Origin of the sequence: Pseudomonas sp. UFMG81, from assembly GCF_015354575.1 — a bacterium.
Taxonomy (GTDB): Bacteria; Pseudomonadota; Gammaproteobacteria; order Pseudomonadales; family Pseudomonadaceae; genus Aquipseudomonas.
In genome coordinates this window covers 121,280-145,354 of the sequence record NZ_JACAFQ010000004.1, presented here as the reverse complement: position 1 = coordinate 145,354, position 24,075 = coordinate 121,280, and the positions used below count along the sequence as shown (strand labels likewise).

Below are 24,075 nucleotides of genomic sequence, written 5' to 3'. Positions count from 1 at the left end.
CCGGGGCATCCTTGCGGTTGATCGTCCGCGGATTCAAGCATCGCCCCTGGCCGACTGTATGGCCCCCGAAACCCGGACAGCACCGAGGCCTGATTTTTTCCGACTCAAGTGGCTGATTTTTCTGTAGGAAAATCGCTAAAGCAAGGCGCCGCCGCCCACGCACGCCCCATAGCGCTGACGTAAAAATCCGACAAATCACGGCGTATTGACGTCAATTCGCCGACTTCCTGCTCGCTCCCCTGTTCGCCCTTACGATCACAGGCCCGTGGCCAACGCGACGCACATGGCGTTTTCTGTCCCCCTATTCCATTACAGACGCCCCCTACCCCCTCGGTTTGAATACCGCCACCCCATCACCGCAGGAGAGGACTCGACCACGAGACCACCCACCGAATACCGCGAATCAAGGAAGAACACCTCTATGAAGCTGACCGACAGCCTGACGCGACACCCAGCCCCGCACCTGTACCTGCAACTGGGCGAACTGGTGGCCAGCAGTGGCGACGATGACTTTGCCGGGCAGATGCTCCAACTGGTCGATGCCCTGGTGCCCATCCATCGACTGGACCTCAGCGAATGGACCCTCGACAGCCGCGAGGCCCGGGTCGAACACATCAGCCTGCTGGGCTGCGCCGGCACGGGCGACCCCTGCGATCCGGGGGATGCCCCGCACCCGGCCTTGCTGCCGAGCATCCTTGAGATGCATGACCCGGTGCTGGTCCACACCCGTCGCCCGCTGGGCCGCCAGCACCTGGGGCACAGCGCCCACCAGTGCCACCTGGTGTCCAGCAACGGCGACCGTCGCTGGGTGATCCGCTGCCACCGGCTGCTCGCACAGCGGGCCTTCACCCTGAGCGAACTGTCGCTGCTCAAGAGCCTCTCCGACACGCTGCTGCCGCTGCTCGAACAGCACGCCCAGGACCTTCGCGACCAGCAACCGCGCCACCTTGGCCAGGCCCTGCCTGACCTGGCGCAGGATGCGCTGCGCGTGGCGTTCGGCGCACGCCTGGCCCGCGGCGCGATCAGCCTCTCGGCGCGCGAGCAGGAAGTCTGCCTGGGGCTGCTGACCGGGGGCACCGTGCCGCAGATGGCGCAACGGCTGAACGTCAAGAACAGCTCGGTGGAAACCTACCTCAAACGCGCCACGGCCAAGCTCGGTGTCAGTGGCCGCCACGGGCTGGCCAGGTGGATGGCCGGCGCCTGAACTTTCAAGAGAGTGCGCCATGCGTGGATTGACCCTCACCCTGCTGGCCGCGGCCCTGGCCGGCTGCAGCCTGATACCCGACTACCAGCGCCCGCCAGCCCCCATGGCAGGCCAGTACCCCGGTGGCCCGGCCTACCCCGCAAGCGATCGCGGCGAGGTACCGGCGCAGGTGTTCCAGGACCCGGCGCTACGCCAGCTGATCGAGGCGGCACTGGCCAACAACCGTGACCTGCGGGTGGCGTTGCTCAACGTCGAGGCCAGCCGCGCCCAATACCGTATCCGCCGCGCCGCGCTGCTGCCGGCGGTTACGGCCAATGCCAACGGTCAGCGCCAATACCTGCCACGGCGCGTGACCGGCCGCGACGGGATGATCAAGTCGACCTACACCGCCAACCTGGGCGTCAGTGCGTATGAGCTAGACCTGTTCGGCCGAGTGCGCAGCGCCAGCGAGCAAGCCTTGCAGACTTACCTGGCCACCGACGAGGCCCGCCAGGGCGCACAGCTGAGCCTGGTGGCGAGCGTGGCCACGACCTACCTGACCTGGCGCGCCGACCAGGAGCTGCTCGACCTGGCCCTGCGCACCCTGGCCGCCGACCAGCAGAGCCTGCGCCTGACCACCCGCCAGCGCCGTGCTGGCAGCCTGTCGGCGCTCGAGCAGATCCAGGCCCAGACCCGGGTCGACAGCACCCGCGCCGCCGTGGCCCGTTACCGGCGCCTGGCCGCACAGGACCTCAACCAACTGACCCTGTTGGTGGGCGGTGAGGTGGCGCCGGACCTGCCCGGCATGACCCTGGCCAGCGAGCAGGTCGCGCAAGTGCCGGCCGGGCTGCCTTCGCAGCTGTTGCAGCGGCGCCCGGACATCCGTCAGGCCGAGCACCGCCTGCTGGCGGCCAATGCCGACATCGGCGCGGCACGGGCGGCGTTCTTCCCCAGCATCAGCCTGACCGCCAATGCCGGCAGCTCCAGCCTGGCGTTGTCCGGGTTGTTCGACGGCGGTTCGGGGAGCTGGCTGTTCCAGCCGCAAGTAAGCCTGCCGCTGTTCAACGCCGGCAGCCTGAAGGCCAGCCTGGACTATGCCCGGCTGCAAAAGGCGATCCAGGTGGCCCAGTACGAAAAGGCCATCCAGGCAGCGTTCCAGGAAGTGGCCGACGGCCTCGCCGCGCGTGCCACCTACCAGCGCCAACTGCAGGCCCAGCGCGACCTGGTGGCGGCCAGCCAGCGCTACTACGACCTGGCGCAGAACCGCTACCGCACCGGCGTTGACAGCAGCCTGACCTTCCTCGATGCCCAACGCGAGCTGTTCAGCGCCCAGCAGGGGCTGATCGGCGACCGGCTGGCGCAGCTGGTGGCCGAGGTGAACCTGTACACGGCACTGGGCGGTGGCTGGGAACAGACCGCCACCCGCTGATGCGCTTGCCACGCATGAGGAACCTGTTGCCTGTGGGCGTTCCAGGGTTAAAGTGAGCCGACCGGCCCGGAGGACGCTCATCAGACAAAAATGCAGTTTAGCCCTGCATATTTGCCGATTGTGCAAGGCAAATTCGCATGACAGGATCCTGCGATCCGCCCGCGCCCTCCAGACTTCATCTGGAAAATCAATAACAAAGCAGGGAGACCGCGATGACCGCGCACGCTCAATCCTCGGCAACGGATCAGGTACTGGCCGAGGTCCGCAACCATATTGGCCACCTCACCCTCAACCGCCCCGCCGGGCTCAACGCCCTCACCCTGGACATGGTCCGCAGCCTGCAACAGCACCTCGACCGCTGGGCGCAGGACCCACAGGTGCAGGCGGTGGTGCTGCGCGGCGAAGGCCCCAAGGGCTTCTGTGCCGGTGGCGACATCCGCTCGCTGCACGACAGCTTCAAGGCCGGTGAAACACTGCACGAAACGTTCTTCGAAGAGGAATACGCCCTGGACCTGTGTATCCACCGCTACCGCAAGCCGGTGCTGGTGCTGATGGACGGCTTCACCCTGGGCGGCGGCATGGGTCTGGCCCAGGGCTGCGACCTGCGCATCGTCACCGAACGCAGCCGCCTGGGCATGCCGGAGGTGGGCATCGGCTACTTCCCGGATGTCGGCGGCAGTTACTTCCTGTCTCGCGTGCCCGGTGAGCTGGGCATCTACCTGGGTGTCAGCGGTACCCAGATCAAGGCCGCCGATGCCCTGTACTGCGGCCTGGCCGACTGGTACCTGGGCAGCGACCAGCTGGCCGCGCTGGATGAAGGCCTGGACCGCCTGGTGTTCGGCGAACACCCACTCAAGGACCTGCAAGGCCTGCTGGCCAAGCTCGGCACCCAGGTGCTCGACGACGCGCCGCTGGCAAAGCTGCGCCCGGTGATCGACCACTTCTTCGCCCTGCCCGACCTGCCCAGCATCATCGAACAACTGCGTGCGGTGAGCATCGGCGACAGCCATCAATGGGCGCTGGACACTGCCGACCTGCTGCAGACCCGCTCGCCGCTGGCAATGGCGGTGACCCTGGAGCTGCTGCGCCGGGGCCGGGCGCTCACGCTGGAAGCCTGCTTCGCCATGGAGCTGCACATCGACCGCCAGTGGTTCGAGTACGGCGACATCATCGAGGGCGTGCGCGCCCTGATCATCGACAAGGACAAGCAGCCGCGCTGGAACCCGCCGACCCTGGCGGGCCTGAGCCGCCAGCGGGTCGACCAATTCTTCGAGGGGCTGTAGGCCCGGGAGTACGCAGATGCAAGACCTGGAACTGAGCGAAGAGCAGATCATGATCCGCGACATGGCCCGGGATTTTGCCCGCGGCGAGATCGCACCGCATGCCCAGGCCTGGGAGAAGGCCGGCTGGATCGATGATGACGTGGTGCGCAAGATGGGCGAACTGGGCCTGCTCGGCATGGTCGCGCCGGAGCAGTTCGGCGGCAGCTACACCGACTATGTCGCCTATGCCCTGGCGGTGGAGGAAATCTCCGCCGGCGATGGCGCCGTCGGGGCGCTGATGAGCATCCACAACTCGGTGGGCTGCGGCCCGCTGCTGGCCTATGGCAGCCCCGAACAGCAGCAGGCCTGGCTACCGAAGCTGGCCAGCGGCGAAGTGATCGGCTGCTTCTGCCTGACCGAACCCCAGGCGGGCTCCGAAGCCCACAACCTGCGCACCCGCGCCGAGCTGATCGAGGGCCAGTGGGTGATCAACGGTGCCAAGCAGTTCGTCAGCAACGCCCGCCGGGCGAAGCTGGCCATCGTGTTTGCCGTGACCGACCCTGAGCTGGGCAAGAAAGGCCTGTCGGCGTTCCTGGTGCCCACCGACAACCCGGGGTTCAAGGTCGACCGCAGCGAGCACAAGATGGGGATCCGTGCCTCCGACACCTGCGCCGTGACCCTGGACAACTGCCGCATTCCGGCGGCCAACCTGCTGGGCGAGCGTGGCAAAGGGCTGGCCATCGCCCTGTCCAACCTCGAAGGCGGGCGTATCGGCATCGCTGCCCAGGCGCTGGGCATCGCCCGTGCAGCGTTCGAGGCGGCGCTTGCGTACTCGCGCGAGCGGATTCAGTTCGGCAAGCCAATCAACGAGCACCAGAGCATCGCCAACCTGCTGGCGGACATGCAGGTGCAGCTCAACGCCGCGCGCTTGCTGATCCTGCATGCCGCGCGCCTGCGCACGGCGGGCAAACCGTGCCTGTCAGAGGCCTCGCAGGCCAAGCTGTTCGCCTCGGAGATGGCCGAGCGGGTGTGCTCGATGGCGATCCAGGTGCATGGCGGGTATGGGTACCTGGAGGACTACCCGGTGGAGAAGTATTACCGGGATGCGCGGATCACCCAGATCTACGAGGGTTCCAGCGAGATCCAGCGAATGTTGATTGCCCGGGAGCTGAAGCATTATTCACTGTGAGGACCAGGGGGCGTCATGACCTATCGCCTGGCCGCTGATGCGCTGGTCCTGCTCCACCTGAGCTTCATCCTGCTGGTGCTGTTCGGCGGCCTGCTGGTGCTCTGGCGCCGCCGCGCACTGCTGGTCCACCTGCCAGCCCTGGCCTGGGGCCTGGCCGTGGAGGGGCTGCACCTGGAATGCCCGCTGACCGACTGGGAGAACCGCATGCGCGCCGCCGCTGGCAGCGCCGGCTACCAGGGCGGCTTCGTCGAGCACTACATCTGGCCGCTGATCTACCCCGCCGGCCTGACCCCGGGGGTTCAACTGTGGCTCGGCGCCCTGGTATTGGCGCTCAACCTTGGCGTGTATGGCTACGTGCTCTGGCGCCTAGCGCGTCGCCACCACGAATAACCGCGGGAACGGCAACAGCACCTTGCCATCGGTGGCTGCGGGGTAGTCGCGCTGCATCGCTTGCAGGTACAGCTGCAGGAAGTCTGCCTGCTCCTGCTCCTCCAGCCGCGCCAGGTATGGCCGCAACGCCGAACCCTTGAACCACTCCACCACCGCCTCGGCGCCACCTGGCAGCGGGTGGTGATAGGTGGTGCGCCACACATCCACCCGCGCGCACAGCGGGCTGAGCAGGTCGTAGTAGAACGCCGCGTTGTGCCGCGGCGGCAAGCTGAAATCGGCGAATCTTTCGGCCCAGGGCCCCTGGCTGGCGATCTCGCGCAATTGCCGGTGGGCGGGTTCGTCGAGGTTGTCGGGGGTCTGCACGGCCAGGCTGCCACCCTCGCTGAGCTGGCGCACCAGGTGCGGGTACAGTGAACCGTGGTCGGGCACCCACTGCAACGAGGCGTTGGCCAGGATCAGGTCCTGCGGTTCGGGGGCGGACCAACCTGCGATGTCGGCAATCTCGCAGCGCACCCGCGGGATATGCAGGCGCTTGCGCTCGCGGGCCTTGTCGATCATGTCCTTGTCGCTGTCCAGCGCAGTCACCTGGGCGTCCGGGCAGCGCTGCAACAGCACTTCAGTGGAGTTGCCGGGGCCGCAGCCCAGGTCGGTGGCATGGCGCACCGGGCGTGGGGGGACGGCGGCCAGCAAGTCGCGCACAGCGCGGGTACGTTCATCTTCGAACAGCGAATACTGGGTGGCGGACCAGGCCATGGGCGGCTCCTTTTGGCGGGCAGTGGGTGGAGCATACGCCAAGTATCGGCTGCGCGGACCCTATCGCCTGTAGGAGCGGCCTTGTGCCGCGATAGGGCTGCAAGGCAGCCCTGCAATGTTTGGTACATCGCTGAAGTCTGGGGCCGCTTTGCGCCCCTTTCGCGACACAAGGCCGCTCCTACAGAGGTCTCGCAAATTCAGTTGGGCCCATCGCATCGGAACCGATCACCTATGCTGGCAGTCACCTCCTGTATGCGCGCCCCCATGAAGACATTCCTCGTCCTGGCCATCCTCGCCTTGATCGCTGCTGCCGCCCTGCTCGGCTCGCCCTGGATGAACCAGCGGTTTCACATGCCGACGGAAAACACCCCGGTCCAGCAACGCGAAACGGCCGGGTCCACAAGGACGCCGGCCGTTTTGGCAAGCGAATGACGCTTAGTGCTGCTTGGCGCTACGGATCTGGTGCACCACGCCCATGGCCACCACCACGGCGGCAGCAATGCCGGTGGAGATCACCAGGATCTGGTAGTCAGGCATGAAGGCCATGGTCACCAGGGCGGCAACGATGAAGGCGATCACCAGGTAGGTCAGCCACGGGAACAGCCACATCTTCAGGCGTACTTCCTTGCCCTCGGCGATCAGCTTGCGGCGCATGCGCAGCTGCGAGAAGGCGATCACCAGGTACACCAGCAGGGCGATCATGCCGGTGGTGTTCATCAGGGTGTCCAGCACGTCTTTCGGGCGCAGGGTGTCGCTGAAGTTGATCAGCGCGCAGAACACGGCCACCAGGCACGAACCGATGATCGCGTTCACCGGTACGCCGGTGCCGGTGCGGGTGAACTTGAACAGGCGCGGCGCGTCACCACGCTGGGCCAGCGAGAACAGCATGCGCGAGGCGGTGTAGTGGCCGGAGATCAGGCAGCTGCTCACCGAGGTCAGCACCACGAAGTTCATCAGCAGCTCGGCATAGGGCACGCCCAGCAGCTCCAGGGTGCGGCGGTAGGCGCCATAGCCGGAGACGCCCAGCTGCGGGTCGTTCCACGGCACCAGGCAGACGATCAGGAAGATCGAACCGACGTAGAACAGGCACACCCGCCACACCACCGAGTTGGTCGCCTTGACGATCTGGGTGGCCGGATCCTTGGCTTCGGAAGCGGCGATGGTGACGATCTCGGCACCGAGGAAGGCGAACATCACCCCCAGCAGCGCACCGATCACCGTGGTGATGCCATTGGGCATGAAGCCTTCGGCGGTCAGGTGGGTGATACCGCGCACTTCACCGAACTGCCAGACGTTCATCACCGCCGCGGTGCACACCACCAGGAAGCAGACGATCGCCACCACCTTGATCAGCGCGAACCAGAACTCGAACTCGCCGTAGTGCTTGACGTTGAAGAAGTTGACGGTGATCAGCAGCAGGGTCGTGGCCAGCACGAACACGTTGACGCTGACGTCGGGGAAGAAGCCATGCAGGATCTTGCCCGCCACGTAGGCTTCCCAGGCCATGAGGATCACCCAGTACCACCAGTACAGCCAGCCGATGGTGAAACCGGCCCAGCGGCCAATGGCGCGGTCGGCGTAGGTGGAGAACGAGCCGGTGTCCGGCGAGGAGGTCGCCATTTCGCCGAGCATGCGCATGATCAGCACCACCAGGATGCCGCCAGCAAGGTATGCCAGGACGGCTGCCGGGCCGGCGCTGTGGATGACGCTGCCGGAACCGACGAACAGTGCGCCGCCGATCACCCCGGCGATGGACATCATCGTCAGGTGGCGCGATTTGAGCGAGGCACTGAGCTTGCTCTCATGCCCGCCGTTCGCGGTGGTGGATGTGGATGTTGCGTCCATCAGTTATTTACCCCGTGCTTCTTTTTATCCAAGGAAAAACTGTGAAACCCCGATGGTTATCGGTCTCACCTGTACATCAGTGCAAAATGCGGGCAGGGAGGTGTGCACGAGCACACGCAGGCCATCCGTGGCGGCCTGCTTACGCGGCCAGAGGTAACCCTCTGGACGAACTGAACCATGCTGGGGCCGAACCAAAGGCGGCCGACCGGGCAGAAAGAAGGTGCGAGGCGAACCCCGACGGTAAAGCAGCGATTTTGTGATTATTCATGACGCTGGTTCGTGCTGTGTTGGCGATTTCTGACACGTAATGTAAAAATGTCGAACACTTTGAGCCATGCACAGCGGTGCGAAATCTGCACTGCACTGTACAGGCCGCCGATGCAATACACCCCGAATTCCCGGCCGGCGCTTGGCGTTACGCACCCCCGAAGGCACCCCGAATGCTCCAGCTACACCCGGACTCCTCAACCCCGCTGGTCAATCAGATCATCGACGGGCTGCGCGCGCTGATCGACAACCAGACCCTCAAGCCCGGCGCGAAGGTCCCGTCGATCCGTGCCTTCGCGTCCACCTATTCGGTGAGCACCTTCACCGTGGTCGAAGCCTACGACCGGCTGGTGGCACAGGGCTTGCTGGTGAGCAAGGGTAATGCAGGCTTTTTCGTCAATCGTGCGGCGAACGAGCTGTTGGAGGTGCAGAATGTCGAAGCCGACAGCAGCCGCCCGACGTTCAACTCCGAGTGGTACCTGCAACAGATCTTCGAGACCCGCCAGCTACCATTCAAGCCGGGTTGCGGCTGGCTGCCCAATGACTGGATGTACGAAGAAGGCCTGCGCCGTGGCCTGCGCCAGGTGGCCGGCAGCCCGCTGGAACTGTCCGGCTACGGCGACCCGATGGGCCTGCCGGAATTGCGCGCACTGACCGCACAGAACCTGCAACAGGAACTGTCGATCGTGGCCAACCCGGCGCAGTTGATGCTCACCCACGGCGCCAGCCAGGCCCTGGACCTGGCGGTGCGCACCCTGGTACGCCCCGGCGACGTGGTGCTGGTGGACGACCCCGGCTACCCCAACCTGATGAGCATCCTGCGTACCCAGGGCGCGACACTGGTGGGGGTACCGCGCACCCCGGCCGGCTATGACCTCGACCAGCTCGAACGACTGTTGGCGCACCACACGCCCACGGCCTTCTTCACCCAGCCGCACCTGCACAGCCCGACCTGCTCGCGCACGCCGCTGGCGCAGTTGCACCGCCTGCTGCAGCTGGCCAGCCAGCATGGCTTCCGGCTGGTGGAGAACAACCTGTACGCCGACATGATCGCCGACCCGCTGCCCTGCCTGGCCAGCCTCGACCACTTGCAGCAGGTGGTGTATGTCGGCAGCTATTCCAAGAGCATCTCGCCCAACGTGCGGGTCGGCTACCTGATGGCCAACCCTGAGCTGATGCAGCAGTTGCTGCACCTGAAGATGCGTTCGGGCCTGACCACCTCGCAGGTGATGGAGCGGGTGGTGTACGCGGCGATTATCGACGGCCGCTGGCGCAAGCACCTCAAACGCCTGCGCCAACGCCTGGCCGAAGCGCATCAGGAAGTGGGCCGGCACCTGCATCGGCTGGGGTTCGAGCTGTTCATCGAGTCGGATGAAGGCATGTACATCTGGACCCGCCACCCGGCGATCCCGGACAGTGCGGCGTTGCTCGACGATGCGCTGGAGAAAGGCATCATGCTCGGGCCTGGGCAGTTGTTCATGGTCGATGCCAAGGCGACCGGGTGGATGCGCTTCAATGTGGCGTTCAGTACGGATCCGGCGATGTGGGAGTTGCTGGAGAAGGTGCTGGTGAAGCATGTGCGGCGCGCGGGCAGCGCCTCGCTTGCGGGGATGCATCGCTCGGGATAGGTGTTGGCCTGTCGGCGCCTGTCGGGGTATCGGGTGAAGGCCACCAGGGGCTTGCCGGTGTTTTTGTAGCGCTCTTGAAATCGAGCGCCGCCCGCGCGGCGCATCGCTGGCGGTCCGCACACCCTGAGCGCGCCATTCTCAAGGCTTGCGGGGTAACCTGTAGGAGCCGGCTTGCCGGCGAATCGGGCACCACGGTGCGTGGCACCGGCTAGGCCGGTGTTCGCCGGCAAGCCGGCTCCTACGGGGATCGTGTTAGCTTTGTACCGCGCCGTTACCTCCAGTCTGCCGGCTCGGCAAAGAACGCCCGCGCATTCGCCTCCAGGCTCTCCAGGTGATACCCCCCCTCCTGCACGATCAAGCAAGGCAAGCGCAACGCGCGGATCTGCTCGCCCAGGCGCGCGAACCCTTCGGTGGCCACCGCCACCTTGCTCTGCGGGTCCAGTTCGTAGATATCGAAGCCCAGCGACAGCACCAGCACCTCGGCACCGAAGTCCTTCACGGCATCCAGCGCCACCTCCAGCTGCGCCATGAAATCGGCCTCGCTGGCGCCATGGGCCATGGGCAGGTTGAGGTTGTACCCCTCCCCCGCGCCACTGCCGCGCTCGTCCTCAAACCCGGCCACGCCGGGGTAGAAGTTGGTCGGGTCGCCATGCACCGAGACATACAGCACATCGTTGCGATCGTAGAAGATCTCCTGGATGCCCTGTCCGTGGTGCATGTCGGTATCGAGGATCGCCACCCGGCTGTACCGGCTGCGCAGGGCCTGCGCTGCGACAGCGGCATTGTTGAGGTAGCAGAAGCCACCGGCGGCGTCGTAGCGGGCATGGTGCCCAGGTGGGCGGCACAGGGCATAGGCGGCGGGCTCGCCGTCGAGAATGGCCTTGGCCGCGGCGACGGCGCTCTGCGCCGACCAGTAGGCCGAGCGCCAGGTGTGTTCGCCCACCGGGCAGCTGCCGTCGGCCAGGTAGCGGCCGGCCTGGGCGAGGATCCCGCGCAGGGCGTTGGGTTCGCGGACGAAGATGTTCGACATCACTTCGTCACCCCAGTCCTCGGGCACCTCCTTCCAGCGCGCATGGGCCTCGTCGAGAAAGCGCAGGTAGGCCTCGCCATGCACAGCCTTGAGCGGCGCAAGGCCGGCGTCGGCGGGCTGGCGGATGTCGAAGCCCAGGCCCTTGGCCGCCTGCAACAGGCGCTGGGCACGCTCGGGCACTTCCTGCGGGGTGCGCATGGCACCGCGCGAGTAGTAGCTGCGCGGATGATGCAGCAGTTGTTCGGGGTGGAAATAGCAACGCATCAGGCGTCTCCTTCTACGGCCTGGCCGGCGCGGGCCAGCACGGCATTGAGCAGTACGTCGGCGCCCTGGCGGGCGTCGTCGGGCAGCACGTCTTCGGCTTCGTTGTGGCTCAGGCCACCGACACAAGGGATGAACACCATCGCCGTCGGGCAGTAGCGCGCCAGCAGGATGGCATCGTGGCCGGCACCGCTGACGATGGCCTGCTGGCTGTAGCCCAGGCCATCCACGGCCTGCTGCACAGCTGCCACGCACTGGGCATCGAAGGGCGTGGCCGGGCTGACCCAGTGGCGCTCAAGCGTGACACGCAAGCCGCGCGCCTTGGCGATGGCCTGCAAGCGCAGGCCGACATCGCGCTCCATGGCCTCGATGGCCTCGTCGCGGTGGTGGCGCAGGTCAACGGTGAAACGCACCAGCCCCGGGATGGTATTGCGCGAGGACTTGGCGATGTTCAGTTCGCCGACGGTGGTCAGGCCTTCGGGGGCGTAGTCGGCGGCCAACTGCTCGATGGCCTGGATCATCGGCGCCACACCATACAAGGCGTCCTTGCGCAGCGGCATCGGTGTGGTGCCAGCGTGGGCGGCCATGCCTTCGACGGTCACGTCGAGCCAGCGGATGGCCTGGCCACCACTGACCACGCCGATGCACTTGGCGTGGTCTTCGAGGATCGGGCCTTGCTCGATATGGGCTTCGAAGTAGGCATCCACTTCACCGCCGAGCTTGCGTTGACCGGCAAAGCCGGTGCGCTCGAGCTCATCGGCGACGCTGATGCCATCGGCATCGCGGATAGCCAGGGCCTGTTCCAGCGGCAAGGTGCCGGTAAAGACTGCCGAGCCGAACATGGCCGGGGTGAAGCGGGCGCCCTCCTCGTTGGTCCACACCGCGATTTCCAGCGGTTTGCGGGTGCGAATACCCAGATCGTTCAAACGACGAACCACTTCGAGCCCGGCCAGCACACCGTAGACACCATCGAACCGCCCGCCTTCGGGCTGGGTATCGAGGTGGCTGCCCATCATCACCGGGGCGGCCTCGGGGTCCGTGCCTTCGCGGCGGGCGAACAGGTTGCCGATGCCATCCACGCTCAGGCTCAAGCCCGCCTCGCGGCACCAGTGGCTGAACAGGTCGCGCCCGGCCTTGTCCTCGTCGCTCAGGGCCAGGCGGCAGCTGCCGCCACGGGCGGTGGCGCCGACTTCGGCCATGGCCATCAGGCTCGCCCACAGGCGCTCGCCATTGCTTTTCAACATTGCAGGTACTCCAGAGAATTCGCGATATCAGGCCAGTTCCAGTTGCTGGCTGCGGGTGTATTGGCGCGCCAGGGCCAGCACGCACACCAGGGAGATCGTGGCGATCAGGCTGTAGAACAGCGCCATGGGCCACCACTGGCCGGGGAAACCATGGGCCAGCCAGGTACCGATCAGCGGCGTCAGGCCGCCGGCGATGGCGCCGCACACCTGGTAGGCCATGGAGATCGCGGTGTAGCGCACCCGGGTGTCGAACATGCCGCTGACGTAGCCGGCGATCACCGCGTAGAACGAGGCCATGCAGGCCGCCGCCAAGGCGATGCCGAGCACGATCAACGGCCCTTCGCCGCTGCTGACCAGCACGAACATCGGGTAGGGCGAGGCCACGGCCAATAGCGCCATCAGGGCCAGGAAGCGGGTGGCGCCAATTTTTTCCGACAGCCACGCGGCCATGGGCTGCACGCAGAACTGGATGACCGCCACGAAGAACAGGCATTCCAGGATCAGCGAGCGCTCCAGGTGCAACTGCTGGGTGGTGTAGCTGATCATGAAGGTGTTGGTGAAGTAGACCCCGGCGATGCCTAGGGTGTTGGCGCCGATGCACAGCAGCAGCGGGCGCCAGGCGGTACGCAGCACCTCCAGCACCGGCGCCTGTTCCTTGCGCGTGGCCTTTTCGGCCTGCTCGCGGCTGGCGAGAAACTCGGGCGATTCGTTGACCCCCAGGCGAATGGCCAGGCCGACCAGCAACAGCAAGGCACTGGCCAGGAAGGGTACACGCCAGCCCCAGCTCATCAGTTCTTCCTCAGGCAACCGGGTGACTGCGCCGAAGGCCAGCAGCGAGAGGATCAGGCCGGCCGGGCTACCCAGCTGGGCGAACGAGGCGAAGAAAGTACGCCGACCCTTGGGGGCATGTTCGCCGGCCATCAGCACCGCCCCGCCCCACTCGCCGCCCACAGCGATGCCCTGGACGATCCGCAGCAGGATCAACAGCACCGGCGCCGTGGCGCCGATCTGCGCATAGGTCGGCAGCAAACCGATACCCACGGTGACCACACCCATCATCAGCAGGGTGATCACCAGCGACTTCTTGCGCCCGATGCGGTCACCCACATGGCCGAAGACCAGGCCACCCAGCGGCCGGGCGAAGAACCCCACGGCGAAGGTGCCGAAAGCGGCCATGGTGCTGAACAGGCTGTTGTCGGAGGGGAAGAACAAGGCACCGAATACCAGGGCGGCGGCGGTGGCATAGATGTAGAAGTCGTACCACTCGATCATGGTGCCGATGAACGCGGCGGCGGCGGCACGGCGCGGTTGAGGCGAAGCGGCGGGCTTCATGGGGTGGCTCCTTTGTTTGTTGTTCTGGCAGGAGTTGTTGAAATCCTGGGCGCTCTTGGGGCGCTTCAGTGGCGGTAGCCGGATGGTTCGGTGCTGCGCCCTTCGCGGGTAAACCCGCTCCCACAGGACTGGCACTGAGCTTGTGGGAGCGGGTTTACCCGCGAAGGAGGCGCCGCCGACAGGACTGACACAACCTTCGCTGACTGCGATTTATCGGCCCGCCCCTATGATTAGTCAATTTTCTATTTATTATTCGCAGTATTAGCCGTGCTTATCATCGAGTCCCGCCATGCCCGACCGCCTGCTCAACGACCGCCTCGACTGGAACCTCCTGCGCACCTTCCGGGTGATCGGCCAGGAGCTGTCGATCAGCCGCGCCGCCGCCCGCCTGCACTTGACGCAACCGGCCGTGAGCCAGGCGCTCAAGCGCCTGGAGGAGCAGCTCGGGCGCCAGCTGATCGCCCGTCGCGGGCCGCGCTTCGTGCTCACCGAGGTGGGCGAGCAGCTATTTGCGCTGGCCGGTGAGGTGTATGGACAGATGTCGCAGATCGGTGGCCTGCTGGAGCAACCGACGGACGAACTGGTGGGCAAGGTGCGCTTGCTGATGATCAGCCGCATCGTCTGCGCGCGCTTCGACGACCTGCTCGCCGACTTCCACCGCCAGCACCCGCGGGTGGAGCTGGAGATCGATGTCATGCGCAGCTCCGACATCGTCGCCGCACTTCAGGAAAAAACCGCCACCGCAGGGCTGAGCTTGAATCGTCGGCCGCAGCCGCGGCTGGAGCAGCGGCTGTTCCTGCGTCAGCGCTACGCGTTCTTCTGCGGCAAGCACCATGCCCTGTTCGGCCAGCAGCAGGGCGACTTGCAACGGGAGAATTTCGTCAGTTTCACCAGCGACCAGATCGGCGGCATGCTCTCGCCACTGACCATCTTCCGCGACCAGCAGGGATTTGCCGGGCGTATCGTCGCCTCGTCACCGAGCCTTGAAGAGGTTCGCCGCCTGGTGATCGCCGGTTTTGGTATCGGCTGCCTGCCCGAGCATGTGGTGGCGGCGGATGTGGCGGCGGGCCTGTTGTGGAAGCTACCGCCGCTGGAAGGGATCGCCGATGTGGACATCCACTTGCTGTGGAACCGGGACCAGCGCCTGAGCCGGGCGGAAAGTGTGTTCATCGACGCGCTGCAGCAAAGCCTGGCTTCCTAGGTGCACGTAACCGACCGTTTTACGGCACCTGTGGGGGCAATTGTCTTGCACAGGTCTTCTGTAGGAGCGGCCTTGTGTCGCGAACGGGGTGCGCAGCGCCCCCAGGATCTCGAGTACGCCCAAGATCGCTGGGGCCGCCTCTGCGGCCCATTCCGACCGGTCCGGCGCCCCGGCAAGGCCGCTCCTACAGGTACACTGCAAGCCTCGAGAATGGCGCGGTCTGGGTGGTGGTACGCTGAAAAAGCGCACGCCATTACACGATGCTGCGCGACCCCTCCATCAATTGCAGGCTGTTGCGCCCGGCGCGCTTGGACGCGTACAGCAGCACATCACCCTGCTCGATCAGCGCCGCCAGGCTGGCCGGTGGGTGGTCGAACAGATGGGCACCAATGCTCAGGGTGACCGCTTCAGGGGTGGCGCAGGTGTGCGCCGCGGTGTGCTGGAACTGCTGGCGCAGCGCCGCGGCCAGCGCTTCGATGTGCGGGCGCGAGGCGTCGCTGAGCAGGATCACGAACTCGTCGCCGCCAAGACGCGCAGCAATCGCCCGCTCCGGCAGCAGCGCGCGGATCATCTCGCTGAGGGCGATCAGAAGACGGTCACCGGCGGCATGCCCGTGCAGGTCGTTGACCAGTTTGAAATGATCGATGTCGATCAGCAGCAAGGCGCCGAGGCGCTCGGGTGAAACCCCCTTGAACAACGCCGGGGCACGCACCTCCAGGGCGCGGCGGTTGTACAGCGCGGTCAGCGGATCGCGCGCGGCCAGGTGCTCGATGCGCTCTTCGCGGCGATTGCGCACAGTGCCGGTCATCGACAGCGCGATCAGCATGATCGCCATCGCCCCTTCCACCAGCGACACCTGGATGATCTGGCCACGAAACGCGGCCAGGTCGAGCACGGTGCCGGGGATCAGCGCCGGCAGGGTCTTGGCCAGGTAGAACAGGCCGTGCATCAGCAGGATGACACGCAGTTGCGTAGCGCCCACGCCCAGCGACTTGCCATGGGGCCGCAGCAACCAGCTGGCCTGCAGGGTGAACAATGCGATCAACGACGACTGCACCACCAGCAAGGTCCTGGACCAGGTTGGCCAGTCCGGCAACAGCAACATTGCCAGCCATACCGCAATGGCCAGGTACCACACCCGCGACAGGCGTGTTTCGGTGAAGCGCGACACCCCCAGCAGGAACAGCCAGTGGGCTGAAATCAGCATGCCGTTGGCGAACCAGACCCCGATGAACAGGTAGCCGCTGCTACGCAGCAGCGCCAGCGACGAGCCGACACTGATGATGGCGAAGCTGGCGCTCCAGCACAGTAGCGAGGACTCGCGCACGCTGCGCCACTCCACCGCCAGGTACAGGGCGGAGGCGGCCGCAAGGGCGATGCTGAGGGTGAGGATGGTGGACGCGTCGAACGCCATGAGTGGGGCAGCCTGTGTCTTACTTTTCCAAGGTGAGGAATTGTATGCGTTCACAGGGGATTTGGCAGGTGTCAGTGCCATTCAAATGATGGCACCCGTCCGATTCGACTATTCGATCAAATGCGCCGTCAATGAGCGGGCTGGGATCAAATGCGGGTTCCGACGATGATCCCCTGCCCGCGAAGTTGCTCAAGCAGCGCTAGGCCATCCGCTTCATCCTTGCCCAGCGCGCGCAGGCGCTCACGGCCAGTGCCAGGCAAGCCGACCAGCAACTGCCAGGCCAGCGGCGCCAGGCGAGCGAAACGTACCTGCAGGTCGATATCGCGATACACCAGCAACAAGGTCGGCGCCTCGGGTGGCTCGCTCGGCTGGAAGTCCGGGCCGATGCGCTCCACCGGCCAACGATAGGCCAGCACACGCGCTACACAGGACAGCAAAGGCTCGCCCGCCAGCAGGTCACCGTCGGGATCATGGGCCGGGTCCTGGGCATCGCTCAGGTACAGCTGCGCCTCGACCCATTCGTAATGCGCCAGCTCCAGTTGCCAGGGTGCATCGGCGTCGATGCCCTGCAAGTAGTCGATAAACGCTTCGGCGATTTCAGTGAACAGGGGCGTCTGGCTGCGATAGTTGGCATAGAAATCCCGAACCCGGGCATGCCAGCGCTGCTCGCCGAGGGTGTGCCGCAGTACCGGGAAGCTGCCTGCCAGCAGGCCTTCGATGGCACCGTAGAACAGCTCGCGATACACCTTGAGCCGCCGTTCCTCGATGCCGGGCGGAGGCGGATTGGCGGCTGGGTCGCGCAGGTGCCGGGCCAGGGTGAACTGTTGATCACGCAGGGTCTCAGGCATGGCAAGGCGCTCCATGGGACTGTTGCAAGACGCGGATATGCGCGGTTTCGGCCAGCAGTTCGTCCAGCGGCGGATAGTTGAAGTCGCGCTCGAGTACCGTCGGCTGCACGCCGAAACGCTGGCAGGCCTGGGCAAACAGCTGCCAGACCGCTTCTTTGACGGGGGCACCGTGAGTATCGACCTTGAGATCCTCGGCCTCATCGTAATGCCCCGCCACGTGCATACCGACCACCCGCGCACGGGGGATGCCGGCGAGAAACGCCTCGGCGTCGTAACCGTGGTTGCAGGCATTGACGAAGACGTTGTTGACATCCAGCAGCAGGTCGCAGTCGGCCTCGTCGAGCACCGCGCGGATGAAATCGAGCTCGCTCATGGCCTGGTAGGGTGCGGCGTAATAGCTGATGTTCTCCACGGCGATGCGCCGCCCCAGGACGTCCTGGGCCTGGCGGATGCGCGCGGCGACATGGCGCACGGCCTGTTCGGTGAACGGTATCGGCATCAGGTCGTAGAGATGACCGTCGTCACTGCAGTAACTCAGGTGCTCGCTGTACAGGCGCACCTGATGACGGTCGAGAAACTGCCGGGTCTGGCCAAGAAAATCGAGGTCCAGTGGCGCGGTGCCGCCCAGCGACAGCGACAGGCCGTGGCAGGCAATGGCGAAGCGTTCGGCCAACTGCGCCAGGCCTTGGCCGAAAACACCGCCCACGCCGATCCAGTTCTCCGGTGCGCATTCGAGGAAGTCGACTGCCCCAGGCTGCATCGACAGCAGTTCGGGCAACAAGCCGCGACGCAGGCCGAGGCCGGTATGCAGGGGTTGCGGATTCATGAGTCGGGCTCCAGAAAGCGCGTGGTGCCGCAAGGCACCACGCTGTACGAAGGGGATCAGGCTTTGCCTTTGCCTTCGCCGCCGCATTTGCCCTCGCCGCACTTGCCTTCGGCCTTGCCGGCCTTGGCCTCGGCGCCACACTTGCCTTCGCCGCACTTACCTTCGGCCTTGCCGGCCTTGGCTTCGGCACCGCACTTGCCTTCGCCGCACTTGCCTTCTGCCTTGCCGGCCTTGGCTTCGCCGCCACATTTACCCTCACCGCACTTGCCTTCACCGGCGGCCTTGGCTGCGGCCAGCTGATAGCCCTGGCTCAGGGGTTCGACGGCAAAGGCGCTGTTACCCAGCAGCATGCCACCGAACAGGGTGGCGCCGAGCAGGCCGAGAGTCTTGGTGGTTTTCATGGTGTCGCTCCACTTGTGGTTGGAAAGTGGAGCCATTGAAACGTCGCGGTGTGTCGTGGGTGTATCGCGACGAACGGTGTTTTGTATGGAAGTCGGTCCTGGGGGGAGGCAGATACACAGTGATACAGAGAAAGGCCCCTTGCAGGTGCAAAGGGCCAAGCCAGAGCGGTCAGTCTTCCAGTGGCTTGGGCGGCGCGGCGGGTTTCGCCGGTTTGCCTGGCTTGCTGTCCTTGGCCTTGGGTTCGGCCGGTGCCACTGCTACTGGCTCCGGCGCCGTGACGGCCTTCTCGCTCGCCGGTAGCTCATCGACGGCCTTGAAGATCACCTGTGGGTCGAGCTTCTCGCCGCTGTCGTCGTCCTTGAGCACGTGACGCTCGCCGTCCCTGCCCACCAGGATCACCTTGGTGCCCTTGCTGGCGCCCAACTTGAGCTCGCGGATCAGGGCCATGGTGGTCTGCTGCTCGAGGTTCTTGTCTTCGCGCTTGCCCATCATGTTGGCAACGCTGTACAGCACCAGCCCGCGCTCGGTGAAGCCGGCCTTGGTGGCCGGGTCTTCGAGCGCCTGGTTGAGGCCGCGCAAGGTCGGGTCGGCACTGCTGGGGGCGATCACCACCAATGGCCGCGCCTTGCCCAGTTCCTTGGCCAGGGGCGCATCGGCATCGGCGGCCAGCACGGGGCCAGCCAAGACGAACAGGGTGGCGAGGGTCAGTGACCTGACGAGCATGGGCATCTCCTTTGAATTCTCAAGACTACAGATCCTTGCGAAAAATCTGACACGCGAGCCTAAACCACCGGACCCAGCCAACATCGCAGGTTTAAGTAACTTGCGATGTCCGGGATTGAGCACGGCGCGACACCCTGAGCATAGCCCAAGCGCCCACGGGCCAATGGCTGGAGCCGTCATGACGGCACATGCAGGCTCCGACCCGTTTACATTCAGTAAGCAATAACTGTGAGCGGGGCTCCCCCATCCACGCGATCCAAGCGGTTGCTGTGATCGCCCTGCACACGCCAGGGTTCCTGCTCGCATCAGTTTTTTCGCCACTGCCCCCTTACTTGTCTGCCCTCTCGCGCAATGCGTGCTCGGTCAGCTCGAGCAACAGCACCCGCCGTGCAGCCTGCTGCTCATCGCGTATCTGGTCGGCCTGGGTCAACAAGTCGCCCTCGCCGCCTGGCCCGCCCTGTGCCTGGTCCATCAACGTGGCCATGCGCTGCTGATAAGGCTCGTCCAATGCTGCAAAACGCTCGCCATGGGCTCGCTCCAACCACCGCTGCCAAAATTCGCGATCCACCAGCGAATCGGCCAGTCGTTCGTCGTTCTCGGCCGCGAGCACCTGCGCCTGGGCCTGGTCGAGCTGCATGGCATCGATATTGGCAATGTCGGCAAACGCCATGTCGTCCGGTTGTGCCGGCAGGTCCAGGGCTTCGCGCAGGCCAATCCGGTAAGCCAGTACCACTTCGATCTGGTCGGCATCGCGCCCATCGCGCGCGCGGGCCTGGATATCCGCCAGGGCAATCCGTTCAACCTGCTCCAGCCGCCACAGTTGCCTGCCCAGGTGCAGCAGCGCGGCCTGCTCGCCCCCCGCGCCGGCCTCGACGGTGGCCTGCCACACCAGCAGGTGCAGTTCCAGCCCACTGAAGCTCAACGCCACGCTGTCCTGGCAGGTCAGGGTCAGTTGCGCCTGTTCGAACAGTGCCTCACGCAGGTCGGTGTGGGCGCGCATGGCCCTGAGCATGACGAACACCCGTTCGGCCAGGGCTGCTGGCCGTTGCCGATAGTCGCTGGTGCCCGGCAGGCGCCCGAGCAGGCCAAAGAAGTCAGCGGCGCCCTCCTCGGCTTCCAGTGCGTCCCAATCCTCGCCGTGCTCGGCCCTGGCGTTGTCGCCAAGGGCCAACAACCACTGCTGGCGTGCAGAAGCCGGTGCAGCGGCCGCACCTTCGCCTGCCGCCCAATGGCTGCGCATGTGCAGTTCGAAACGCAGGGCGGTCTCTTCCTCCAGCGGGTTGTCCTCCAGGAGGATGGTGCTGCTGATCCACAGTGGCGTCTGGAAGAACCGCTCGGGCAAGCTGCTGATGCGGTTATCACGCAGGTCGGCGATCACCAGTTCCAGCCGGCCCAGCAGGGCCGTCGGCAGCCTCGGCAACTGTGCGGCGCGCAGGTTGAGGTTACGCAGGCGGCCCAGGCGGCGCACCGAGAAGCTGCGCCCAAGCGGGTTGAACGACAGGTTCAGGTACTGCAGGTGCTCGCACTGTTCCAGCATGCTCACTTGTGCCGTATCGAGGACGATCTGGTTGTCGTACAGGTCAAGCTCGGCCAGTTCACGAAGCCCATCGAGCCCCTCAGGCAGGCGTTCGAGGCGATTGCCGCTGAGTTCCAGCACCCTCAGGCCGGGGAAAGCCCGCATGAACGCACGCGGAACCCGGCGCAGCCCCATGCCCCGGAACGACAGTTCGCGCACGTGGGCAAAGCTGATGCTCTCGGGCAGCTCAGGCAACGACTCCAGGTTGATGCCCAGCAGGTTGAGGCGATAGCCCGACACTTCGATGCTGTCGCCGATGATCCGTGGCCCCATGCGTTGCCAGCCGCGTACCAGGGCTTCGGCGAAATGACGTCGCTCCCCCTGTTCGGCCCGGTTGCCGACAACACCGGCCCAGTCACGCAGCGTAGCCTGCAAGGTCGACAGCTCCGCAGCCAGACGTGCCAGCTGCGCTTCGACGTGTTGCCCGGCCTCGTGCACCCGACGGGCCCAGTGTTCGATCTCAAGGTCCTCATAGAGCGGATACAGCGCGCGAACCATGGCGTACAGCGCCCGTGGCCGACCGCGCCCCGCCCCACGCCCGTTCAGGGGATAACCCACACGCCCGTCGGCCAGCCGTTGCGGGGGACGGAACCAGCCCTGTGCGGCCACACGCCCAAGCAGGCGCTCCAACCGTGTACGGTCGCTGGCCGCCAGACGCCCCAACAAGACCCGCAGGTTATGCCCGAGCGGGTCGCCCACGCCCAGCGCATCACGCTCGGTATCGGTGAAGCCCGCCGCCAGGGTGTCAAACAGCTCGCCCGGTGCCGAGGTCAGGGCATTGCCCTGGCCGTCGAACAGCTGGAAACCATCAACGCCATGCAGCAGCTCCAACGGACGCGCATCGTCGGCGGCAGCCGTTTCCAGCAAGGGTGCAGTGGCGAGCAAACCGTCGTACAGACGCCAGGCCTGGCCACCCATTGCCCCCGGCAGATGCTTCAACAGGCCGAGGGCGACACGGGCAAGGTCGAGGGTTTGCGCTGTATCGAAATGAAAGGCTTCGTACACCCTTGCCACACGGCTGCGCCATAACGCGTCGCGCGCCGCCTCGGCCAGCGCAAGCGGCACACGCCCGGTAGTTTCCAGGCGCTGGCGCAGGATGGCTTGACTGGTGTCGAGCAGTGCCTGCGCCAGTACCTGGGGCAGCCGGGGAAAGGCTCGCCGCAGTATCGCCACTTGTGTGTTTTCGGTGTCCTGGATACTGGAGTAAAGGCGCTCGAGCAATGCCCGGCGCTGCGCCCAGGCAAGCTCTGCCAACGCTTGATCGGTCAGGCCTTGCGCCCCTGGCAAAGCCTGAGCATGGGCCAGCACCGTGGTATCCGTGACTCGCTCGCCACCCCGCAGGCTTGCGACCAGGATGCGAATTCGCCCGTCCAGGACTGCGTGTTGAGTACAGTCGCGCAGCAACGCATCCACCGGCGTGCCCTGCACGTGCGTCGCCAGCAGGTGCTCGGCCTGGGTGTCGGCGGCCTGCAGGACCTGCTCGATGTCTTCGTCCTCCAGGTAAAAGCGGGAGATGCCCAGGCGCCGGAACAGCCGCAGCCTGTCCCACTGCCGTGGCTGCTCCGACCACAGGCGCCAGGCGCCGCTACCATTGCCCACCAAGGCCGGGGCATGGCCGCCGCGCGCAACCAACTGCCAGCCTTCGCCACTGCCCTGCCGCTCGACCGCATAGAAGCGCTGGTCCAGCTGGACCCAATGACGCTCCGCCAACTGCCAGACACCGGCCTGATCGCGCAACGCCTGCGCTGGCAATGTGTCGTCCGGGTGATCGGCCAGATCAACCTGGCCCAGGCGCACCCGGCCATCGGTCAACCTGACCGGCAGCAGTTCATCGACCAGCGTGGCGCGGGTCCATGCAGCCCGCACGGCGGTGACCGCAGTTGCGGTGGTTGCCAGCAGCGCCAGGTCGGTGGCCACCCGGCACAGGTGATCGAGGGCTGCGCTGCGGTCGCCCTCGTGCCAGGCTTCGATGCCGTCGAAGACCTCGCCCAGCAACTGCCAAGCGGCCACCCCCAGCAACGCCAGGCCAAGCCCTGGCACGAACAGCCCCGCCAGGCCGAGCAATGTCCAGCCCTCTGCGGCCAGACGCTGGTCATGGGCCAACTGAACCTCGCGATCGAGCTGCGCCACAGGCGTGGCGAGCTGCGCGGCGTCATCCTTGATCTGCTCGATGCGTGAGCGGGCAAGATTGTCGAACAGCGGCGCGGCCCAGTCGGTCATGTGTTCCTGCAGGTCGATGTTGGCCAGATCGCTCACCCCGGCATAGCCACCGATCACCGCCGAGAAGAACGCCTGGCCGTCACGCCTGCGCACGAAGCGGCTGAAGAAGCGCTGGTACGCAGTCGTGCGCAAACGCTTGCCCAGGTCGTTGGCGAAGTGGCGCAGGCTCGGGTAAGCGCGCAGCGGCACCAGCGGATCGCCTGGGATGTACGCGATGATCCGCCGTGACGAGGTGTACAACGGGCTCCAGTCTTCATCGCGGGCATCCAGCACGACGATCTGCTCCAGCGTGCAGCCCAACAGGCGCAAGCGCCTGGTCCGCACGGGATCGCCGCGCAGTTTCAATGCTGGCCCTCCTGCGCACAGATCGACCAGCAGCTGGTGTTCCTGGCGGTCTATCGTGCCCTTGATCCAAGCGCTGTGCGCGTCCACCAGCAACCCCTGACGCTGATGCTCGGCCAGCAGCGCGATGACCTGCCGGCCTGCTTCGCCCGCAGGTTGCAGCACATCGGCCAAGTGCCGCTGGTACTGGCCGCCGAGGTCCAGGGTGCGGCAAAACCCGGCGAAGCGCTGGGCGCTGGGTAGATCGCCCGGCCTGCCAGCGCTGTCGACCAGCCGGTTGCCGGCCAGTTGCCGACCTTGGGCCTCGTCCTGGGTGAAGTTGCGCAAGGCCGCTTCGAGCAGCGAAACGTTGCTGTACACCGCTTGGGTCACCGGCCAGCCGATTGGCTGGGAGGTCACGACCGGTTCCTTGCGCCCGACCCGAAAGCTGCTGGTCCGGTCATCCAGCCCACCTAGCTGATCCATCAGCGCCTGTCGCAGCAGGGGCTGGGTGAACGCCTCGACGCCGCGCAGCCTGGCCATCAGCGCGGCACAGCGTTCACGCGCCTGCAGGCTGGCGACCATGGCCGCGCGCAGTAGGTCGATCTGCTCCGGCGTGGCTGTTCGCAGCCATGCCGGCAACGCGTTGCCGATCAGCTGGTCCTGGAAATGCTCGGCGATGGTTTTCTCGTGTGCAGGCGCCATTGCCCGTCCTCCCTGATTGGTTGAAG

18 protein-coding genes and 1 pseudogene are annotated in these 24,075 nt (G+C 65.8%); 8 read left to right on the top strand and 11 right to left on the bottom strand.

All coding sequences use genetic code 11. The features are described 5' to 3' along the window. Positions 1–421 precede the first annotated feature (421 nt). From IX761_RS04970 to IX761_RS04950, 5 genes are all read left to right on the top strand, one after another. Positions 422–1,204 (top strand): helix-turn-helix transcriptional regulator, encoded by a 783-nt coding sequence (locus tag IX761_RS04970; RefSeq protein ID WP_194788517.1) that lies wholly within the window; start codon positions 422–424, stop codon positions 1,202–1,204. A 19-nt stretch (positions 1,205–1,223) separates the two neighbouring features. Then, positions 1,224–2,612, top strand: coding sequence for an efflux transporter outer membrane subunit (locus IX761_RS04965; protein ID WP_194788516.1), 1,389 nt, complete (start codon positions 1,224–1,226; stop codon positions 2,610–2,612). Between the two features lie 212 nt (positions 2,613–2,824). Continuing rightward, complete coding sequence (locus IX761_RS04960; RefSeq protein ID WP_194788515.1) at positions 2,825–3,895, top strand: enoyl-CoA hydratase/isomerase family protein; 1,071 nt, start codon at positions 2,825–2,827, stop codon at positions 3,893–3,895. Between the two features lie 16 nt (positions 3,896–3,911). Continuing rightward, the gene (locus IX761_RS04955) at positions 3,912–5,063 is read left to right on the top strand and encodes an acyl-CoA dehydrogenase family protein (protein WP_194788514.1); all 1,152 of its coding nucleotides are present in this window, start codon (positions 3,912–3,914) and stop codon (positions 5,061–5,063) included. Between the two features lie 15 nt (positions 5,064–5,078). Further along, positions 5,079–5,453 carry a DUF2784 domain-containing protein gene (locus IX761_RS04950; RefSeq protein ID WP_194788513.1) on the top strand — a complete coding sequence of 125 codons (375 nt, stop codon included), beginning with the start codon at positions 5,079–5,081 and terminating at the stop codon, positions 5,451–5,453. On the opposite strand, the gene tam is transcribed toward IX761_RS04950, so the two are convergent. Further along, positions 5,430–6,206: a trans-aconitate 2-methyltransferase gene (gene tam / locus IX761_RS04945; protein WP_194788512.1), complete on the bottom strand. Its 777-nt coding sequence runs from the start codon at positions 6,204–6,206 to the stop codon at positions 5,430–5,432. The genes IX761_RS04950 and tam overlap by 24 nt on opposite strands. A 252-nt stretch (positions 6,207–6,458) precedes the next feature. On the opposite strand from tam, the gene IX761_RS04940 reads away from it, so the two are divergent. After that, positions 6,459–6,638: a hypothetical protein gene (locus IX761_RS04940; RefSeq protein ID WP_194788533.1), complete on the top strand. Its 180-nt coding sequence runs from the start codon at positions 6,459–6,461 to the stop codon at positions 6,636–6,638. A 3-nt stretch (positions 6,639–6,641) separates the two neighbouring features. Here the strand turns inward: IX761_RS04940 and IX761_RS04935 are convergent, their stop codons facing one another. After that, positions 6,642–8,051 carry an amino acid permease gene (locus tag IX761_RS04935; protein WP_194788511.1) on the bottom strand — a complete coding sequence of 470 codons (1,410 nt, stop codon included), beginning with the start codon at positions 8,049–8,051 and terminating at the stop codon, positions 6,642–6,644. A gap of 440 nt (positions 8,052–8,491) precedes the next feature. Here IX761_RS04935 and IX761_RS04930 point away from each other — a divergent pair, with 440 nt between their 5' ends. Beyond that, on the top strand, positions 8,492–9,946 hold the full coding sequence (locus IX761_RS04930) for a PLP-dependent aminotransferase family protein (RefSeq protein ID WP_194788510.1): 1,455 nt from the start codon (positions 8,492–8,494) through the stop codon (positions 9,944–9,946). A gap of 271 nt (positions 9,947–10,217) precedes the next feature. Here the strand turns inward: IX761_RS04930 and IX761_RS04925 are convergent, their stop codons facing one another. The 3 genes from IX761_RS04925 to IX761_RS04915 are packed head-to-tail and all read right to left on the bottom strand — an operon-like array spanning position 10,218 to position 13,813. After that, positions 10,218–11,240 (bottom strand): histone deacetylase family protein, encoded by a 1,023-nt coding sequence (locus IX761_RS04925; RefSeq protein ID WP_194788509.1) that lies wholly within the window; start codon positions 11,238–11,240, stop codon positions 10,218–10,220. Further along, positions 11,240–12,481 (bottom strand): Zn-dependent hydrolase, encoded by a 1,242-nt coding sequence (locus tag IX761_RS04920; RefSeq protein ID WP_194788508.1) that lies wholly within the window; start codon positions 12,479–12,481, stop codon positions 11,240–11,242. The genes IX761_RS04925 and IX761_RS04920 overlap by 1 nt, the downstream gene beginning before the upstream one ends. A gap of 27 nt (positions 12,482–12,508) precedes the next feature. Then, a complete protein-coding gene (locus IX761_RS04915) occupies positions 12,509–13,813 on the bottom strand; it encodes an MFS transporter (RefSeq protein ID WP_194788507.1) in 1,305 nt (434 codons plus the stop codon). A 289-nt stretch (positions 13,814–14,102) separates the two neighbouring features. Here IX761_RS04915 and IX761_RS04910 point away from each other — a divergent pair, with 289 nt between their 5' ends. Next, positions 14,103–15,014, top strand: coding sequence for a LysR family transcriptional regulator (locus IX761_RS04910; RefSeq protein ID WP_194788506.1), 912 nt, complete (start codon positions 14,103–14,105; stop codon positions 15,012–15,014). A 253-nt stretch (positions 15,015–15,267) separates the two neighbouring features. Here the strand turns inward: IX761_RS04910 and IX761_RS04905 are convergent, their stop codons facing one another. The 6 genes and pseudogenes from IX761_RS04905 to IX761_RS04880 form a co-directional block, all read right to left on the bottom strand. Beyond that, positions 15,268–16,428, bottom strand: coding sequence for a GGDEF domain-containing protein (locus IX761_RS04905; RefSeq protein ID WP_194788505.1), 1,161 nt, complete (start codon positions 16,426–16,428; stop codon positions 15,268–15,270). Between the two features lie 146 nt (positions 16,429–16,574). Further along, a complete protein-coding gene (locus IX761_RS04900; RefSeq protein WP_194788504.1) occupies positions 16,575–17,276 on the bottom strand; it encodes a DNA-binding domain-containing protein in 702 nt (233 codons plus the stop codon). Further along, entirely contained in the window at positions 17,269–18,102 is an 834-nt protein-coding gene (locus IX761_RS04895; RefSeq protein WP_194788503.1) for a DUF692 domain-containing protein, read from the bottom strand. Before IX761_RS04895 ends, IX761_RS04900 begins: the two co-directional genes overlap by 8 nt. Positions 18,103–18,290: 188 nt before the next feature. Continuing rightward, positions 18,291–18,503: pseudogene (locus tag IX761_RS04890) on the bottom strand (EF-hand domain-containing protein); the annotation flags it as partial. Between the two features lie 169 nt (positions 18,504–18,672). After that, on the bottom strand, positions 18,673–19,227 hold the full coding sequence (locus tag IX761_RS04885; RefSeq protein ID WP_194788502.1) for a DUF4174 domain-containing protein: 555 nt from the start codon (positions 19,225–19,227) through the stop codon (positions 18,673–18,675). A 328-nt stretch (positions 19,228–19,555) separates the two neighbouring features. Continuing rightward, positions 19,556–24,049, bottom strand: a complete 4,494-nt coding sequence (locus IX761_RS04880) for an NEL-type E3 ubiquitin ligase domain-containing protein (RefSeq protein WP_194788501.1) — start codon at positions 24,047–24,049, stop codon at positions 19,556–19,558. Positions 24,050–24,075 lie beyond the last annotated feature (26 nt).

What these genes read in the sequence shown, in the direction of transcription:
- IX761_RS04970 (WP_194788517.1), top strand. Translation starts at nt 422, where the DNA reads ATGAAGCTGACCGACAGCCTGACGCGACACCCAGCCCCGCACCTGTAC.
- IX761_RS04965 (WP_194788516.1), top strand. Translation starts at nt 1,224, where the DNA reads ATGCGTGGATTGACCCTCACCCTGCTGGCCGCGGCCCTGGCCGGCTGC.
- IX761_RS04960 (WP_194788515.1), top strand. Translation starts at nt 2,825, where the DNA reads ATGACCGCGCACGCTCAATCCTCGGCAACGGATCAGGTACTGGCCGAG.
- IX761_RS04955 (WP_194788514.1), top strand. Translation starts at nt 3,912, where the DNA reads ATGCAAGACCTGGAACTGAGCGAAGAGCAGATCATGATCCGCGACATG.
- IX761_RS04950 (WP_194788513.1), top strand. Translation starts at nt 5,079, where the DNA reads ATGACCTATCGCCTGGCCGCTGATGCGCTGGTCCTGCTCCACCTGAGC.
- tam (WP_194788512.1), bottom strand. Translation starts at nt 6,206, where the DNA reads ATGGCCTGGTCCGCCACCCAGTATTCGCTGTTCGAAGATGAACGTACC.
- IX761_RS04940 (WP_194788533.1), top strand. Translation starts at nt 6,459, where the DNA reads ATGCGCGCCCCCATGAAGACATTCCTCGTCCTGGCCATCCTCGCCTTG.
- IX761_RS04935 (WP_194788511.1), bottom strand. Translation starts at nt 8,051, where the DNA reads ATGGACGCAACATCCACATCCACCACCGCGAACGGCGGGCATGAGAGC.
- IX761_RS04930 (WP_194788510.1), top strand. Translation starts at nt 8,492, where the DNA reads ATGCTCCAGCTACACCCGGACTCCTCAACCCCGCTGGTCAATCAGATC.
- IX761_RS04925 (WP_194788509.1), bottom strand. Translation starts at nt 11,240, where the DNA reads ATGCGTTGCTATTTCCACCCCGAACAACTGCTGCATCATCCGCGCAGC.
- IX761_RS04920 (WP_194788508.1), bottom strand. Translation starts at nt 12,481, where the DNA reads ATGTTGAAAAGCAATGGCGAGCGCCTGTGGGCGAGCCTGATGGCCATG.
- IX761_RS04915 (WP_194788507.1), bottom strand. Translation starts at nt 13,813, where the DNA reads ATGAAGCCCGCCGCTTCGCCTCAACCGCGCCGTGCCGCCGCCGCCGCG.
- IX761_RS04910 (WP_194788506.1), top strand. Translation starts at nt 14,103, where the DNA reads ATGCCCGACCGCCTGCTCAACGACCGCCTCGACTGGAACCTCCTGCGC.
- IX761_RS04905 (WP_194788505.1), bottom strand. Translation starts at nt 16,428, where the DNA reads ATGGCGTTCGACGCGTCCACCATCCTCACCCTCAGCATCGCCCTTGCG.
- IX761_RS04900 (WP_194788504.1), bottom strand. Translation starts at nt 17,276, where the DNA reads ATGCCTGAGACCCTGCGTGATCAACAGTTCACCCTGGCCCGGCACCTG.
- IX761_RS04895 (WP_194788503.1), bottom strand. Translation starts at nt 18,102, where the DNA reads ATGAATCCGCAACCCCTGCATACCGGCCTCGGCCTGCGTCGCGGCTTG.
- IX761_RS04885 (WP_194788502.1), bottom strand. Translation starts at nt 19,227, where the DNA reads ATGCTCGTCAGGTCACTGACCCTCGCCACCCTGTTCGTCTTGGCTGGC.
- IX761_RS04880 (WP_194788501.1), bottom strand. Translation starts at nt 24,049, where the DNA reads ATGGCGCCTGCACACGAGAAAACCATCGCCGAGCATTTCCAGGACCAG.